Annotated in this window: 18 protein-coding genes; 6 read left to right on the top strand and 12 right to left on the bottom strand. The window is 40.9% G+C overall.

All coding sequences use genetic code 11. The features are described 5' to 3' along the window. Nucleotides 1-29: 29 nt before the first annotated feature. Nucleotides 30-575, top strand: a complete 546-nt coding sequence (locus EG365_RS08955; RefSeq protein WP_000194676.1) for a glutathione peroxidase — start codon at nt 30-32, stop codon at nt 573-575. A 144-nt stretch (nt 576-719) separates the two neighbouring features. Beyond that, complete coding sequence (locus EG365_RS08950; RefSeq protein ID WP_000757152.1) at nt 720-1,319, top strand: hypothetical protein; 600 nt, start codon at nt 720-722, stop codon at nt 1,317-1,319. Between the two features lie 61 nt (nt 1,320-1,380). On the opposite strand, the gene EG365_RS08945 is transcribed toward EG365_RS08950, so the two are convergent. The 10 genes from EG365_RS08945 to EG365_RS08900 form a co-directional block, all read right to left on the bottom strand. Next, the gene (locus tag EG365_RS08945; protein WP_000224542.1) at nt 1,381-1,800 is read right to left on the bottom strand and encodes a F0F1 ATP synthase subunit epsilon; all 420 of its coding nucleotides are present in this window, start codon (nt 1,798-1,800) and stop codon (nt 1,381-1,383) included. A gap of 17 nt (nt 1,801-1,817) precedes the next feature. Then, nucleotides 1,818-3,212 carry a F0F1 ATP synthase subunit beta gene (gene atpD, locus EG365_RS08940; protein WP_000094481.1) on the bottom strand — a complete coding sequence of 465 codons (1,395 nt, stop codon included), beginning with the start codon at nt 3,210-3,212 and terminating at the stop codon, nt 1,818-1,820. Between the two features lie 30 nt (nt 3,213-3,242). Continuing rightward, nucleotides 3,243-4,112: a F0F1 ATP synthase subunit gamma gene (gene atpG, locus EG365_RS08935; protein WP_001284971.1), complete on the bottom strand. Its 870-nt coding sequence runs from the start codon at nt 4,110-4,112 to the stop codon at nt 3,243-3,245. 77 nt (nt 4,113-4,189) lie between these two features. Next, complete coding sequence (atpA, locus tag EG365_RS08930; protein ID WP_001186635.1) at nt 4,190-5,734, bottom strand: F0F1 ATP synthase subunit alpha; 1,545 nt, start codon at nt 5,732-5,734, stop codon at nt 4,190-4,192. Nucleotides 5,735-5,780: 46 nt separating this feature from the next. Then, the gene (locus tag EG365_RS08925; RefSeq protein WP_000818995.1) at nt 5,781-6,317 is read right to left on the bottom strand and encodes a F0F1 ATP synthase subunit delta; all 537 of its coding nucleotides are present in this window, start codon (nt 6,315-6,317) and stop codon (nt 5,781-5,783) included. Nucleotides 6,318-6,329: 12 nt separating this feature from the next. Further along, nucleotides 6,330-6,800 carry a F0F1 ATP synthase subunit B gene (locus EG365_RS08920; protein ID WP_001024691.1) on the bottom strand — a complete coding sequence of 157 codons (471 nt, stop codon included), beginning with the start codon at nt 6,798-6,800 and terminating at the stop codon, nt 6,330-6,332. A 38-nt stretch (nt 6,801-6,838) separates the two neighbouring features. Beyond that, the gene (gene atpE, locus EG365_RS08915) at nt 6,839-7,084 is read right to left on the bottom strand and encodes a F0F1 ATP synthase subunit C (RefSeq protein WP_000424060.1); all 246 of its coding nucleotides are present in this window, start codon (nt 7,082-7,084) and stop codon (nt 6,839-6,841) included. An 84-nt stretch (nt 7,085-7,168) separates the two neighbouring features. Then, on the bottom strand, nt 7,169-8,044 hold the full coding sequence (gene atpB / locus EG365_RS08910) for a F0F1 ATP synthase subunit A (RefSeq protein ID WP_000718586.1): 876 nt from the start codon (nt 8,042-8,044) through the stop codon (nt 7,169-7,171). A gap of 104 nt (nt 8,045-8,148) precedes the next feature. Beyond that, complete coding sequence (locus EG365_RS08905) at nt 8,149-8,547, bottom strand: ATP synthase subunit I (protein WP_000084237.1); 399 nt, start codon at nt 8,545-8,547, stop codon at nt 8,149-8,151. Nucleotides 8,548-8,716: 169 nt separating this feature from the next. Next, nucleotides 8,717-9,556: a metal ABC transporter solute-binding protein, Zn/Mn family gene (locus EG365_RS08900; RefSeq protein WP_000490203.1), complete on the bottom strand. Its 840-nt coding sequence runs from the start codon at nt 9,554-9,556 to the stop codon at nt 8,717-8,719. 127 nt (nt 9,557-9,683) lie between these two features. On the opposite strand from EG365_RS08900, the gene EG365_RS08895 reads away from it, so the two are divergent. Genes EG365_RS08895 through znuB form a run of 3 tightly spaced genes read left to right on the top strand, consistent with a single transcriptional unit; the run spans nt 9,684 to nt 11,755 of the window. Further along, nucleotides 9,684-10,181 (top strand): transcriptional repressor, encoded by a 498-nt coding sequence (locus EG365_RS08895; protein ID WP_000093118.1) that lies wholly within the window; start codon nt 9,684-9,686, stop codon nt 10,179-10,181. Next, nucleotides 10,154-10,942, top strand: a complete 789-nt coding sequence (znuC, locus tag EG365_RS08890; protein ID WP_001112013.1) for a zinc ABC transporter ATP-binding protein ZnuC — start codon at nt 10,154-10,156, stop codon at nt 10,940-10,942. The genes EG365_RS08895 and znuC overlap by 28 nt, the downstream gene beginning before the upstream one ends. Before the next feature lie 3 nt (nt 10,943-10,945). Continuing rightward, complete coding sequence (znuB, locus tag EG365_RS08885) at nt 10,946-11,755, top strand: zinc ABC transporter permease subunit ZnuB (RefSeq protein ID WP_000970834.1); 810 nt, start codon at nt 10,946-10,948, stop codon at nt 11,753-11,755. 1 nt (nt 11,756) lies between these two features. On the opposite strand, the gene EG365_RS08880 is transcribed toward znuB, so the two are convergent. Then, nucleotides 11,757-12,383 (bottom strand): LysE family transporter, encoded by a 627-nt coding sequence (locus tag EG365_RS08880; RefSeq protein ID WP_000058354.1) that lies wholly within the window; start codon nt 12,381-12,383, stop codon nt 11,757-11,759. 158 nt (nt 12,384-12,541) lie between these two features. Between EG365_RS08880 and EG365_RS08875 the strand changes: the two genes are divergently transcribed. Further along, nucleotides 12,542-13,462, top strand: a complete 921-nt coding sequence (locus EG365_RS08875) for a Dyp-type peroxidase (RefSeq protein WP_000126808.1) — start codon at nt 12,542-12,544, stop codon at nt 13,460-13,462. A gap of 139 nt (nt 13,463-13,601) precedes the next feature. Here EG365_RS08875 and EG365_RS08870 read toward each other — a convergent pair whose 3' ends face one another. Next, nucleotides 13,602-14,045, bottom strand: coding sequence for a hypothetical protein (locus EG365_RS08870; RefSeq protein ID WP_000790522.1), 444 nt, complete (start codon nt 14,043-14,045; stop codon nt 13,602-13,604). Nucleotides 14,046-14,124 lie beyond the last annotated feature (79 nt).

Raw genomic sequence — 14,124 nt, 5'->3', positions numbered from 1 at the left:
ATATCAATTACAATCTTCAGGAAAGACTCATGACTCAATCTGTATATCATATTCCAGTAAAAGCTATTTCAGGCGAAACGGTTGACCTTGACCAATATAAAGGGAAAGTTTTATTAATCGTAAACACAGCGTCTAAATGTGGTTTAACTCCACAATACGAAGGCTTAGAAAAGCTGTATCAAGCAAAGAAAGATCAAGGTCTTGAAATCTTAGGCTTCCCTGCAAACAACTTTAAAGAACAAGAACCTGGTTCGGATGAAGAAATTCAACAGTTCTGCTCATTAAACTACGATGTTCATTTCCCACTTTTCTCTAAAATCTCTGTAGCTGGCGAAGATAAACATCCACTTTATCAAGCGCTAACAACAGCTCAACCAGAACGTATTGGAGAAGGCCCTTTCCGTGAGCGCTTAGAAGGTTTAGGTATTCCTACTAACCCTGCCCCTGAAGTGTTATGGAATTTCGAGAAATTCCTAGTAAATAAAAACGGTGAAGTTGTTGCGCGTTTTGCACCTAACTTAACAGCAGACGATGAACAAATTGTAAAAGCAGTTGAAGCAGAATTAGCTAAATAATTTTTGCATCAAACTAATAAAAGGAGCGCTATAGCACTCCTTTTTATTGTCTACTCAAAATGTTGTTCATTTGCAACAATACCTTATTTCTACATATTTTATGCATATAGTACCTACTTGCTTCAGTTGGTATTGTTTGTAGTTATGAAAAAAGTTTTACAAGGTGCATTTTTCCCATTTGTGATTTTTGCTTCAGGTATGTTGTTACTTGGATGTGATCAGACACAAGACCACGCAAAGGAACAAGAATCCGTTCAGACTAACGATCAAATATCAGACCAAGCTGATGACTCTCAACAAGAAATCACAGCTACACAAAATAAAACTGAATTAAAAAATGGTAATGTTTTTTATATCGTTCGTGATGCCGCTAATTTACAGTTAAAGGCTGGCGACTATATCGAAAAGCTCAAGGACACTCAACTTGACGTTGAACAAGCTATTCAAGATAAAGATCAGCATGAGCTAAAAACAACTGTGACGACTTTGAAAGCACAGTTAGAAGGTTTAAACCAAGCTTTGCTTGGTTTAGATATCAGAAGTCAGGAAGTTGAAAATATCCGTCAAAGCCTACTACAGGCAAACCAGCAAGCTTTAAGCATGCCTTTATTAAATGGGAAATTAGAGCAAATTAATTTCGACCAAATTGAAAAGCAACTTAATACCATCCAAATGGATATGGTCAAGCTCGCTGCTATGATTATGGCAGGAGATGAAAAATCAGATTCAAAAACTGATTCTTAATTTTCTTTTTAGCAATAAAAAAAGCCACCTTTCGGTGGCTTTTTCAATCTCGAACCGCGTCTTATTGAGCGCGGTTTTTGATTTTACGGATAGTTTCAAGCTGTGCAGCGGTTTCTGCCAAGGCAGCCAACGCAGCAGCTGAGTCCAAATCACTCTTTTGGTTTGCAAGCAATTGTTCAGCATTTTTACGTGCCTCTAAAATTGCAGCTTCATCCAAATTGTCAGCACGGATTGCAGTATCTGCAAGAACCGTCACAACATGAGGTTGAACTTCTAAAACACCGCCAGATACATAGACGATTTCTTCTGTACCATTTTCCAACAGAACACGAATCGGGCCCGGTTGAAGCAAGGTTACAAGTGGAGCATGCCCTGGCAAAATACCAAGTTCACCACCTGCACCTTTCGCGATTAACATCGTCACTGCGCCAGAGTAAATTGACTCTTTAACACTTACGACATCACATTGCATAGTCGCCATGAGATGATCTCCTTAAATTAGAGTTTCTCAGCTTTAGCAATCACTTCGTCAATACCACCAACCATATAGAACGCTTGTTCTGGGATGTGATCGTATTCACCAGCTAATAGACCTTTAAAGCCACGAATCGTTTCTTTAAGTGGTACTAATTTACCAGGAGCACCAGTAAATACTTCAGCTACGTGGAATGGTTGAGAGAAGAAACGTTGGATTTTACGCGCACGGTAAACAACCAATTTATCTTCTTCTGCCAATTCATCCATACCCAAGATTGCGATGATGTCTTTAAGCTCTTTATAGCGTTGCAATACGTTTTGTACTGCGCGCGCAATTTCATAGTGCTCTTGACCAACAACTAATGGGTCTAACTGACGTGAAGTTGAGTCAAGTGGATCGATCGCTGGATAGATACCAGAAGATGCGATGTCACGGCTCAATACTACTGTTGCGTCTAAGTGAGCAAATGTAGTTGCAGGCGATGGGTCTGTTAAGTCATCGGCAGGTACATATACTGCTTGGATCGAAGTGATCGAACCAGATTTAGTAGATGTAATACGCTCTTGAAGAACACCCATTTCTTCTGCAAGTGTAGGTTGGTAACCTACCGCAGATGGCATACGACCTAACAATGCTGATACTTCAGTACCTGCAAGTGTATAACGGTAGATGTTGTCGACGAATAATAATACGTCACGACCTTTACCGTTTTCGTCTTTTTCATCACGGAAGTATTCAGCCATAGTCAAACCAGTTAACGCTACGCGTAAACGGTTACCTGGTGGCTCGTTCATCTGACCGTAGACCATTGCTACTTTGTCAAGAACGTTAGAATCTTTCATTTCGTGATAGAAGTCATTACCTTCACGAGTACGCTCACCAACACCAGCAAACACAGATAAACCTGAGTGTGCTTTCGCGATGTTGTTGATCAATTCCATCATGTTAACGGTTTTACCAACACCAGCACCACCGAATAAACCAACTTTACCACCTTTCGCAAACGGGCAAAGTAAGTCAATTACTTTAATACCAGTTTCTAAAAGGTCAGTAGAAGCTGCTTGTTCAGCATAAGAAGGCGCTTGACGGTGAATCGGCAAACGTTCTTCAGTCGCAACAGGACCTGCTTCATCGATAGGACGACCTAAAACGTCCATGATACGGCCAAGAGTGGCTGTACCAACTGGAACAGAGATCGGTGCGTTTGTGCTAGTTACAGTAAGACCACGTTTAAGACCTTCTGTAGAACCCATTGCGATGGTACGAACAACACCATCACCAAGTTGTTGCTGAACTTCTAAAGTAGTTTCAGTACCGTCAACTTGGAGAGCGTCATAGATCTTTGGAACGCTTGTGCGCTCAAACTCGACGTCGATAACCGCGCCGATGATCTGAATGATACGACCGCTACTCATTGCTGTCTCCTCAATTCAAACTTAATAATGTTAAACGGCAGCGGCACCACCAACGATCTCAGAGATTTCCTGAGTAATCGCGGCTTGACGCAGCTTGTTATAGATGAGTTGTAAGTCTTTGATAAGCTGACCTGCGTTATCTGTCGCTGCTTTCATTGCGACCATACGTGCAGATTGCTCACATGCGACGTTTTCAATCACACCTTGATAAACCATAGACTCGATATAGCGAACTAATAAACCATTTAGCAATTCTTCTGCTTCTGGTTCATAGATGTAATCCCAACCATAAGTACGGTTGAGGTCATCGCCTTCTTCTGCTGGTGCTAAAGGAACAAGTTGCTCAACTTTAGGCTTTTGTGTCATTGCATTGACGAAACCATTTGATACGAGATAGATACGATCTAATTCGCCTTTATCAAATGCATCAAGCATAACTTGCACTGAGCCAGTTAACTGTTCCAAACTAGGGGCATCACCAATTTGAGTGGTTGCACCCAGCACTTTACCGCCGTAATTCTTAAAAAACGAAACCGCTTTTTGACCAATCAAAGCAAATTGAACTTCAATTGACTGCTCTTGTTGTGCTTTGACATGCTGCACAACTTTCTTGAACAAGTTAATGTTCAAACCACCTGCCAAACCGCGATCTGAAGATACAATGATGTAACCAACACGCTTAACTGGGCGGTCCACCATATAACGGTGTTTGTATTCAGGGTTTGCTTGTACCAAGTGAGCAATTACACGGCGCATATTATCGGCATACGGACGGCCCTGAGCCATGCGCTCTTGCGCACGACGCATTTTTGAAGCAGCTACCATTTGCATCGCGCGAGTAATCTTTTGCGTGCTCTTGATACTAGCTACTTTGGCGCGAATTTCTTTTAAATTTGCCATACGCTTAACCTAGTATTCGAAAGCCCTTTCGAGCTTCCGAAGGTTGATCCGTGAACCAAACTTAACTAAAACTGAACTTAGTAAGTTTGAGTCGCTTTAAAGCTTTCAATACCAGCTTTGATTGCTGCTTCGATGTCTTTGTTGTAGTCACCAGTTTCATCGATTTGTTTCATCAACGGAGCATATTCTGAACGGAAGTAAGCAATTAACGCAGCATCAAAGTCTACGATTTTCTTAACTTCTACGTCAGCCATATAGCCTTCGTTAGATGCATAAACAGAAACAGCTTGGTCAGCAATTGAGTAAGGAGCATATTGTTTTTGCTTCATTAACTCAGTTACACGTTGACCATGTTCAAGTTGTTTACGAGTTGCTTCATCAAGGTCAGAAGCAAACTGAGCAAACGCAGCCAATTCACGGTATTGCGCTAAAGCGGTACGGATACCACCAGACAATTTTTTGATGATCTTAGTTTGAGCAGAACCACCAACACGAGATACAGAGATACCCGCGTTCACAGCAGGACGGATACCTGCATTGAATAATGATGTTTCTAAGAAGATCTGACCGTCAGTAATCGAAATTACGTTTGTTGGTACGAATGCAGATACGTCACCTGCTTGAGTTTCAATAATTGGCAATGCAGTTAAAGAACCAGTTTTACCAGTTACTGCGCCATTAGTGAATTTCTCAACGTATTCAGCAGATACACGTGAAGCACGTTCAAGAAGACGTGAGTGAAGATAGAATACGTCACCTGGATACGCTTCACGACCTGGTGGACGACGTAAAAGCAATGAAATTTGACGGTAAGCAACAGCTTGCTTAGACAAATCATCATAAATGATAAGAGCGTCTTCACCGCGGTCACGGAAGTATTCACCCATTGTACAGCCAGAGTACGGAGCTAAATACTGCATTGCAGCAGGATCAGCAGCCGCAGCAGCGACAACAGTTGTATACGCCATAGCGCCAGTTTCTTCTAGCTTACGTACAACGTTTGCAATTGTTGATTGTTTTTGACCAATCGCAACGTATACACATTTAATGCCAGAGTTTTTCTGAGCGATAATCGCATCGATCGCCATTGCTGTTTTACCAGTTTGACGGTCACCAATAATCAACTCACGCTGACCACGACCCACAGGAATCATGGTATCAACTGATTTATAACCAGTTTGAACAGGTTGGTCTACAGATTGACGCCAAATTACACCTGGTGCTACTTTTTCAACAGCATCAGTTAATTTTGCATCAATTGGGCCTTTACCATCAATTGGGTTACCCAAAGCATCTACGACACGGCCAAGAAGTTCAGGACCAACTGGAACTTCTAAAACACGACCTGTACAACGAGCTTTTTGACCTTCTTGAAGGCTTAGGTAGTTACCTAAAACAACGGCACCCACTGAATCCTGTTCTAGGTTCAGTGCCATACCAAATAAGCCGCCGTCGAATTCGATCATTTCACCGTACATTGCATCAGCAAGACCGTGAATACGCACGATACCGTCGGATACCATAACAATGGTACCTTCGTTTTTAGCGGTCGCGCTGGTGTCCAGATCTCCGATACGCTGTTTAATGAGCGCACTGATCTCGGATGGATTCAGTTGTTGCATTGCGCTATTCCTCAATCTTTTATTAGTTCAGTCTTCATCATTTGCATTATGCAAGAAGACGAGTACGCATTTTTTCAAGCTTGTTAAGCGCAGAATCATCTATCACTTGATCGCCTGCACGAATTACAACACCTGCAATAAGCTCAGGTTTAACTTCAACTGAAACAGTTACTGTGCTGTTAAAACGCTTTTCTAAAGCAGATTTCAACAGTTGCTCTTGTTCAGCAGTTAACGGGAAAGCCGATTCAATCACGACATCCACATTGTTGTTATTCTGTGATTTAAGCTGTTCATATTCTGCTGCAATTTCAGGTAACAACACTAATCGATCGTTATCTGCAAGAAGTGTCAAAAAGTTAGACACTGCTTGAGACTGATCTTCACCTAAAACTTTAGCAAAAAGCTTCACTTGCTCCGCAGGAGTAAGTTCAGGGCGATTTAAATAAGCGGAAAATGCTTCGTCTTGCACCGCAGCACTGAGCACTTGTAACGCATTCGACCAATTGTCTGTTGCACCTTGCTCAGAAGCATAAGCAAATGCTGCTTTGGCATACGGACGTGCCAACGTCAAGAGTTCAGCCATAATTCGCCTCGCTTAAAGTTTAGCAGCCAGCTGAGACAGCATGGCGTTATGAGCTTCTGCATCAACTTGTTGGTTCAGGATCTTTTCTGCACCAGTTACTGCCAAGGCAGCTACTTGTTGACGTAATTCTTCGCGAGCAGAATTGATTTCTTGATCAACAGCTTCTTTAGCCTGTTGACGAATACGCTCACCTTCAGCCGCAGCTTGAGTACGAGCTTCTTCGATCAATTGCGCTGCACGACGGTTCGCTTGTTCGATCAATTGAGCCGCTTGTGCTTTAGCCGCATCAAGCTCTTGCTTTACTTGCGCTTGTGCATCGGCAAGGTCAGCTTTCGCTTTTTCTGCTGCATTTAAGCCATCAGCGATTTTGCGCTGACGCTCACTAATCGCATTGATTAGTGGTGGCCAAACAAACTTCATGCAGAATGCGACAAAAAACGCAAACGCAATCGCTTGACCAATCAATGTGAGGTTGATATTCATTGCAATTCCTCAAATAGTGGATTTAGGAATTAAGCTGATTAACCTACAAATGGATTAGCGAAGATGAAGAACAAGCCAATACCAACACCGATCATAGGCACAGCATCAAGAAGACCCGCGATTAAGAACATACGAGTTTGAAGTTGTGGAGCTAATTCTGGTTGACGAGCAACAGCTTCTAAAAAGCGACCACCCAAAAGACCAAAACCAATCGCAGTACCCAAAGCACCGAAAGCGATCAAGATAGCAGATGCAATTGCAACTAGACCTAAAGTGAGTTCCATGAAAAATTCCTCAGAGGTTAGGTTATTACCAAATTAAATTAAAAAAATTCAGCCCAACCATCGTTTGACAGTTAGGCAATACCATTAATGTTTTTCGCTTGCCATGCTCAAGTAAACGATGGTAAGCATCATAAAGATGAATGCCTGCAACGTGATTACAAGAATGTGGAAGATCGCCCAAGGCACAGATAACGCCCATTGAATCCAGAACGGCAATAATGCGATCAGGATAAAGATCAACTCACCGGCATACATGTTACCGAATAGTCGGAGAGCCAATGAAATAGGACGAGCAAGGAATGTTACCAATTCCAAAATCAAGTTCACTGGAATAAGCAACGCTTTTGCAACTGGATTACTTGGGTTAAATGGGTTAAGTGCCAACTCGCCTACGAAACCGCCAACACCCTTTTCGCGGATGCTGTAGAACAAGATAAGTACAAACACAGATAAAGACATACCAAGGGTAATGTTTGGATCTGTAGATGGAACGATCTTGAAGTAAACGTGGTGAGGGTCCATACCAAATACGTTAGCACCCACAAATGCAGCAACTTGAGGAATCCAGTCAACTGGGATCAAGTCCATTAAGTTCATGAGGAAAATCCACACGAAAATAGTGAGTGCAAGTGGAGCGATTAAACGTGATTTGCCATGAAAAGTATCACGGACACTTGAGTCAACAAACTCAATGATCATTTCAATTGCAGATTGGAATTTTGTTGGAACGCCAGCATTTGCAGCTCTCGCAACTATCCAAAATAACAAACAGAAAATCACACCAAGGCCAATTGACCAACCCATTGAATCCAAGTGAATTGCAGTGAACCCCATCGAATGAGCTTCTTCAGCAGTCTCAGCCAATTTCCATGTACCATCTGGCATTTTGCCATAGGTCATATTGGTCAAGTGATGCTTGATATACTCTGTCGAAGTGAGGGCATGTTCTTCAGCAGCCATAAATCACACCTGGTCAATGTCAATTACTAAAAAGAAGGGAAACGAACATCGGCGTACTGTCGATATCTCGCCACCCTCCAAAAAATCTTCAATTCTTCTTGTTTCTATACCCGTTTTTGTAGACGTGACACCCAAAAAGGAGCAACCCACGACATCGCTTGAACGAGAATAAAACCAAACAGCAATGCTAACGGTGATAAAGGTTTAACATTGCTCAAAATCAAAATAAATCCAACGATCATGATTGCAAATTTGCCTAACATGCCCCTATACATGTTAGACAGCACTTGTTTAGATGCTCTCGCACCTGCAGTTCTGAAGGATTGCCACGCAAAATAGCTCGTAGCAAGCCAGCAGACCAATGCACCAAGTGCCGCACTTAATGCTGCTGTCATGTCTTTTATGCTCCACGCCACAAGTGCGGAAACAGGGATCATGCATGCTTGTAAGAAGACCAAAGCTTTTGCTAATCGTCGGTCAATCAAGCGACTAGTTTGGCTCATTTTTATCCACTCACAGCATAAATGCTTGACAAGTTTAGCTGATGATCGCTTTTAATCGCAGGCATTATAGAGTTACACCCCTGAACATGCAATCTTTTCCCGACTTTAGTCGGGGTTTTTCGTGACAGGTGGTGCTGACGCTACAGTCAGCCTTTGTTTACTTTTTATCTCACTTTTGCGTATTTAATACACATTTATCGGTTTTTATCGCCAGTTTCTTCCATGCTGTTACAAAATTATCTTCATTATTCATACTTTCATCAACGGGTTGGAAGGTAATACTACCCAGTTTTTGATATTGCCCTTTTGTTGTAAAACTTTCAGCAAGTAAACACATCTGAGCTTTTGGTCGACTATCATTAAGGTACTTTATTTGTGCCGCTGTAGGAGCTACATGCGGATCATCCGTTAAGGCACCCGCAAACTTTAAGTTTAGCGAACGCTCCAAATATTGATAAGCATCATGATAAGACCAATACGGTTTACCGTTGCTTGAGCTATCGTAAGCTTGAGCCGCCTGCAACATATTTCGTGCAAATGTATTCGCATTATTCCAATACTTCGCTTTGTTTTCAGGATGCTGTTGTGATCGTAAAGCTGCAATAAAAAAGCCAATACGTACTGCATTGTTTGGTTCTAACCAAACATGCGTATCCACAGTATTTGGTAAAGCAGCCCCACGTGTATTGCGCTGCGGCAAAATAGAAAGAATACCGCTATCTAACAAAGCAATTGCTTTCTTATTGTTACTTAGTAATTTGTTGAGCGGAGCTTCATGAGCTTTTCCTAACCAGATCACTAAAGAAGCATCATTAATTGCTTTACGGTGTGCCGGTGTTAACTGTACATCATGCCCACTTTGCCCTTGAAGCAATAACTGGGGTTCTTCAACTCCTTTGGTAATTTCTTTTGCAATCAAATAGATTGGGTGCGTAGAGACAACCAAACCCTGACTCCAACCTAACGTACTCATAAGAGAGAACAGACTGAAAACAAAAACGCGGAACATGACAGACCATCAATTAGTAATAGCTCGAAGCATGTTATAATATAACAAAGTTACAAAAATACCTAAGATTAATCGAATGAAGCACCGCTTCATGCTAATATTCCATTAAAAATTTGAGGTTATGTCTATGAGTTCTTGCATGCATGAACATCATGATTCTTTGCATGGTGTACATGATCACCATAATGTCGCAAGTCGTTTAGCTGAAGCAGAAACTTTATGTACTGCGGTCGGTGCACGCCTTACGCCTTTGCGTAAAGAAGTTCTTGAACTCATTTTAAATGCTTCAGGTCCTATGGGTGCCTATGACTTATTAGCACGTATTAAAAGTCAAACAGATCGCCCTGCCGCCCCTCCTACTGTTTATAGAACTTTAGACTTTTTATTAGAAAAGGGTCTTATTCATCGCTTAACATCTATTAATGCTTATATACCATGCTGTCACCCACGTGAAGGTCATCAGGCTGCATTCCTGATTTGTACCGAATGTCACACGGTTAAAGAAGCATCTTCACAAGGTCTAACCCAACAACTTGACCAACTTGCAGCTTTAGATGATTTCGCAGCACAACACAGCATTATAGAAATTTCGGGGAAATGCCAGCAGTGCCGCACAGCTCGTTAAATCCTGTATTGATTCAACTTGAACAGGTCTCTGTTCATCGTGATCAGCGGGATATATTAAAAAAAGTTGATTTTGCTCTGCATGAAAATGAAATTGTGACCTTAATTGGTCCCAATGGCGCAGGTAAATCAACTTTAATTAAAGTTCTACTTGGTATTTTAAAGCCAAGTAGTGGACGCGTCATAAGCAATAAAAAACTAAAAATGGCTTATGTGCCTCAGAAATTTAATCCATCTCATAGTCTTCCTTTACGGGTACAAGATTTATTAGATCTTGAAAAGTGTAGCCCTGCCCTTCGTCAGGAAATTATTCAAGACACCGGTATTGCCAAACTACAACAATCAAAAGTTCAGCAACTTTCTGGTGGAGAGCGCCAACGTGTACTGCTCGCACGTGCTTTACTTAGAAAGCCAGATATCCTCGTTCTTGATGAACCCATGCAAGGCTTAGATATTCAATCAGAAGCTGAGCTTTATGAATATGTACGTAGTCTGCCGGAGCGTTATGGTTGTGCTATTTTAATTGTTTCCCATGATTTACAGTGGGTCATGCAGGGAACTCAACGCGTTGTCTGTTTAAACAAGCATATATGCTGTAGCGGCTTACCAGAAAGTATTCAGCAGCATCCTGAATACCAAGCAATATTCGGTACTCAGCGAGTTTTCTATCAACATCATCATGATCACTGTGCGCATGGTGACGCTGCTCACCCCTGCCCTCACAATAGCAGACCTCACATTCACCCGGAACCGGAAGCTTAAGCCATGATGGAATGGTTACAATTATTGTTACCCGCATGGATTATGGGAACCTTATTAGTCTTTTTGACTGCACCACTTGGTTGTCTCATGCTATGGAGACGTATGTCTTTTTTTGCAGACACCATGGCACATGGAACCTTACTTGGTGTAGCAATTGCTGGTGCTTTAAGCCTTCCTCTCTGGCTTGGCGTAGCAGGTACTGCAATTTTATTAGTCGCTATTTTGTGGGCACTACATGACAATCGTTTACCAAACGATGCTTTGCTTGCCCTATGCTCAGCAACATTACTATGTAGTGGCCTCCTGTTTATTCAACATGTTCCAAGTTTAAGACCGGAGCTTTTAAGTTATTTGTTTGGTGACTTACTAAGTATTGATTGGCCAGACCTACCTGTTTTCACATTAATTATTGCAGTATCACTGGCAATTCTTTATCGCTTTTGGCAGCCTCAAATTCAAATTGCCATTGATCCGGATATTGCAATTAGTGAAGGGGTAAATGCGAAATGGCAACGTCTCATTTTTATGTTATTACTAGCCTTATTTACAGTACTAGCTTTACGTGCAGTAGGTTCACTTTTAATGGGGGCACTACTGGTTATTCCAGCATTGAGCGCTCGATTACTCGCTCACTCACCAAAGCAGATGGTTATTTGGGCCTTTGTTTTAGCTCAACTCGGTGTCAGTGTTGGCCTATGGTCAAGCGCAGCACTTAATATCTCGACTGGTCTCAGTATTGTTTTATGTATGGCGTTGAGTTTTGCACTTATCTTTATGGTTCAAAAAATCAAAAATCAAACTCAAGCGGCCTAAATCAGGCTGCTTGATGGACCGTACTTAGCAATAACGCTGCACAACTAAACATGACAGCAAAACCACGGTTCAAATATTTTTGTTGCTTAGGAGAACGTAGCAATCTTAAAACTTTTGAAGCTAGCCCTGTATAACCAGCCATTACAATCAAATCAATCGTAACCATAGTAGCTGCCATAATCAGATATTGTATCCATTGAGGTTTGCTTAAATCTAAGAACTGAGGCAAAACTGCCAATAGAAATACAATCGCTTTAGGATTACTGATATTGACCACAAATCCATTTAACAGCAGAGCAGAAACAGATTTATCCTTTTTTTCGTGTTGAATTTCTATGTCTTTTACAGGTGCTGTCCACTGCAAATAAGCTAAATACAATAAATAGGCTACCCCGAACCACTTAACGGCTTGAAAAGCCAACGGGGTCGTTGCGAATAGAACACCTACACCCGCAGCTACAATCATGATTTGAATTAACAAGGCGATTTGCAAACCGATCGCATTCCAATAGCCATGTCTAAAGCCATAATTTAAGCCGCTCGACATAGAAGCAATTGCCCCTGCTCCCGGAGAAATACTAATGACCCAACAGGCCAACATATAAGCAAACCAAACTTGCAAAGACATAGCGAAAATAGACAATAAAAGTGAAATTATACCGTTTTATAAAACTATCGTGGCGATAATTCAAACAATAAAATCAATAAATAGACTACTAACAGCTCTTCGCATCAGGCACAATAATTGAAGCTCATACTAAATTATAATTGAGGAGAGATCTTCTAATGACTGCTCAATCTGTCATTTTGCCATTACCATCAGATCATGCCCGTTTTATTGTTCTTCGTTTAAAAGATTTAACAATTGCTGAATTAAAAGAACAACTCGAAGCTTTATTCGAAACACGTGACCGTCTCATTACTCAACATTCAGACGCACAAATTAAAACAGCAGTCGCTTTTGGTCCAGAACTTTGGAAGCAGCTTTACAGCCAATCTCCTGCTGGTTTTAAACAACTTGAACCAGAAAATGGCGCATTCAATATGCCAGTCGTACCAGCTGATGTGCTTATTCACATTGCCAGTATGCGTTCTGATATCTGTTTTGCTTTAAGCCAAGCATTTTTTGAAGGGATTAAAGATAAAGTTGAAGTTCTGGATGAGCGTGTATGCTTCCGTTATTTCGATGGTCGCGATATTACTGGCTTTATAGATGGTACTGAAAACCCTCAATTTCCAGATGACCGCGCAGAAACTGCTCTCCTCCCAGAAAGTGCTGGAGTATTTGCAGATGGTAGTTTCATATTTGCGCAGCGCTATGCACATGACTTGGAAAAATGGAAAAAACTTAAAGTCGATGCACAAGAAAATGTCATGGGCCGTACCAAGCTTGAATCTATTGAATTAGATGATGATGTTAAACCGGAAAATGCCCATGTCGCTCGTACTGTCGTTGAAGATGAGGAAGGCGAAGAAATGGAAATCCTACGTCACAGCTTACCTTATGGTGACGGTCGAGGTGATCAAGGTTTATTCTTCATTGCTTACACTAAAGACCTGAGCATTATTGATGCGATGTTAAAGCGCATGTTTGGTACAAGTGGGGATGGCATCCATGACCGCTTATTGCACTTCGTGACACCACTTGACGGGGCATATTACTTTGCACCAAGTGAAGAACTATTAGAAGAAATTTTAGAAGAGTAAAGTAAATTTTTTAAAAAAGTAGCTATCACGGTAGCTACTTTTTCTTTAAGACCAAAGAGTAAATATAAATCTTTTGCCATTTATAAAGATATTATGCTTCACCTTCATAAATTAATAAAAATTACTTTTAAATAAAAATTTAAGGCGCATTAGCATTTCTTACTTCGAGCATTTCATTACAATCCTTAGAAGTTGAATAAACGAAAATTCGTTTATCTTGATTTTCTAGCAAAATAGCATCTTTACTTGCACCAAAGGCATTCTTCGAAATATCACACTTATAAGCTTTCAATTGAAAGTTCTTTACAACCTCACATTTAGGCTCAGCAATATTTTCATTGAAACCATACCATTGGGTAATATTGGGATTTGAACAAGAGAATTGAGCTACTTGATCAGCTTCTTTCGTTTTAACCGTCTTATCTGTATTCTCTTGATTTTCACCTACAACAGACTGTGATTTGTTTGTTTCCGTCTGCACCACGTCTAATTTATGATTAGAATTATGCTGGTTTTTATCTGTGCCTTTATCACTACAAGCTATTAAAGCGCCTATAAAAATTAAAATATAAATATTTTTCATAAAAAAGTACTCATAATTATGTGTTATTTAAAAACTAATCTTGATTAAAGCCATTACCCAGCAATTATATATAAACTTA

Origin of the sequence: Acinetobacter sp. FDAARGOS_494 (genome assembly GCF_003812225.1) — a bacterium.
In the GTDB taxonomy this organism is placed as follows: Bacteria; Pseudomonadota; Gammaproteobacteria; order Pseudomonadales; family Moraxellaceae; genus Acinetobacter; species Acinetobacter baumannii.
This window is presented reverse-complemented; position numbering and strand designations above follow the sequence as displayed.

Bases quoted from the DNA above. Each gene is read 5' to 3' on its own strand.
- EG365_RS08955 (WP_000194676.1), top strand. From the start codon at position 30: ATGACTCAATCTGTATATCATATTCCAGTAAAAGCTATTTCAGGCGAA.
- EG365_RS08950 (WP_000757152.1), top strand. From the start codon at position 720: ATGAAAAAAGTTTTACAAGGTGCATTTTTCCCATTTGTGATTTTTGCT.
- EG365_RS08945 (WP_000224542.1), bottom strand. From the start codon at position 1,800: ATGGCGACTATGCAATGTGATGTCGTAAGTGTTAAAGAGTCAATTTAC.
- atpD (WP_000094481.1), bottom strand. From the start codon at position 3,212: ATGAGTAGCGGTCGTATCATTCAGATCATCGGCGCGGTTATCGACGTC.
- atpG (WP_001284971.1), bottom strand. From the start codon at position 4,112: ATGGCAAATTTAAAAGAAATTCGCGCCAAAGTAGCTAGTATCAAGAGC.
- atpA (WP_001186635.1), bottom strand. From the start codon at position 5,734: ATGCAACAACTGAATCCATCCGAGATCAGTGCGCTCATTAAACAGCGT.
- EG365_RS08925 (WP_000818995.1), bottom strand. From the start codon at position 6,317: ATGGCTGAACTCTTGACGTTGGCACGTCCGTATGCCAAAGCAGCATTT.
- EG365_RS08920 (WP_001024691.1), bottom strand. From the start codon at position 6,800: ATGAATATCAACCTCACATTGATTGGTCAAGCGATTGCGTTTGCGTTT.
- atpE (WP_000424060.1), bottom strand. From the start codon at position 7,084: ATGGAACTCACTTTAGGTCTAGTTGCAATTGCATCTGCTATCTTGATC.
- atpB (WP_000718586.1), bottom strand. From the start codon at position 8,044: ATGGCTGCTGAAGAACATGCCCTCACTTCGACAGAGTATATCAAGCAT.
- EG365_RS08905 (WP_000084237.1), bottom strand. From the start codon at position 8,547: ATGAGCCAAACTAGTCGCTTGATTGACCGACGATTAGCAAAAGCTTTG.
- EG365_RS08900 (WP_000490203.1), bottom strand. From the start codon at position 9,556: ATGTTCCGCGTTTTTGTTTTCAGTCTGTTCTCTCTTATGAGTACGTTA.
- EG365_RS08895 (WP_000093118.1), top strand. From the start codon at position 9,684: ATGAGTTCTTGCATGCATGAACATCATGATTCTTTGCATGGTGTACAT.
- znuC (WP_001112013.1), top strand. From the start codon at position 10,154: ATGCCAGCAGTGCCGCACAGCTCGTTAAATCCTGTATTGATTCAACTT.
- znuB (WP_000970834.1), top strand. From the start codon at position 10,946: ATGATGGAATGGTTACAATTATTGTTACCCGCATGGATTATGGGAACC.
- EG365_RS08880 (WP_000058354.1), bottom strand. From the start codon at position 12,383: ATGTCTTTGCAAGTTTGGTTTGCTTATATGTTGGCCTGTTGGGTCATT.
- EG365_RS08875 (WP_000126808.1), top strand. From the start codon at position 12,542: ATGACTGCTCAATCTGTCATTTTGCCATTACCATCAGATCATGCCCGT.
- EG365_RS08870 (WP_000790522.1), bottom strand. From the start codon at position 14,045: ATGAAAAATATTTATATTTTAATTTTTATAGGCGCTTTAATAGCTTGT.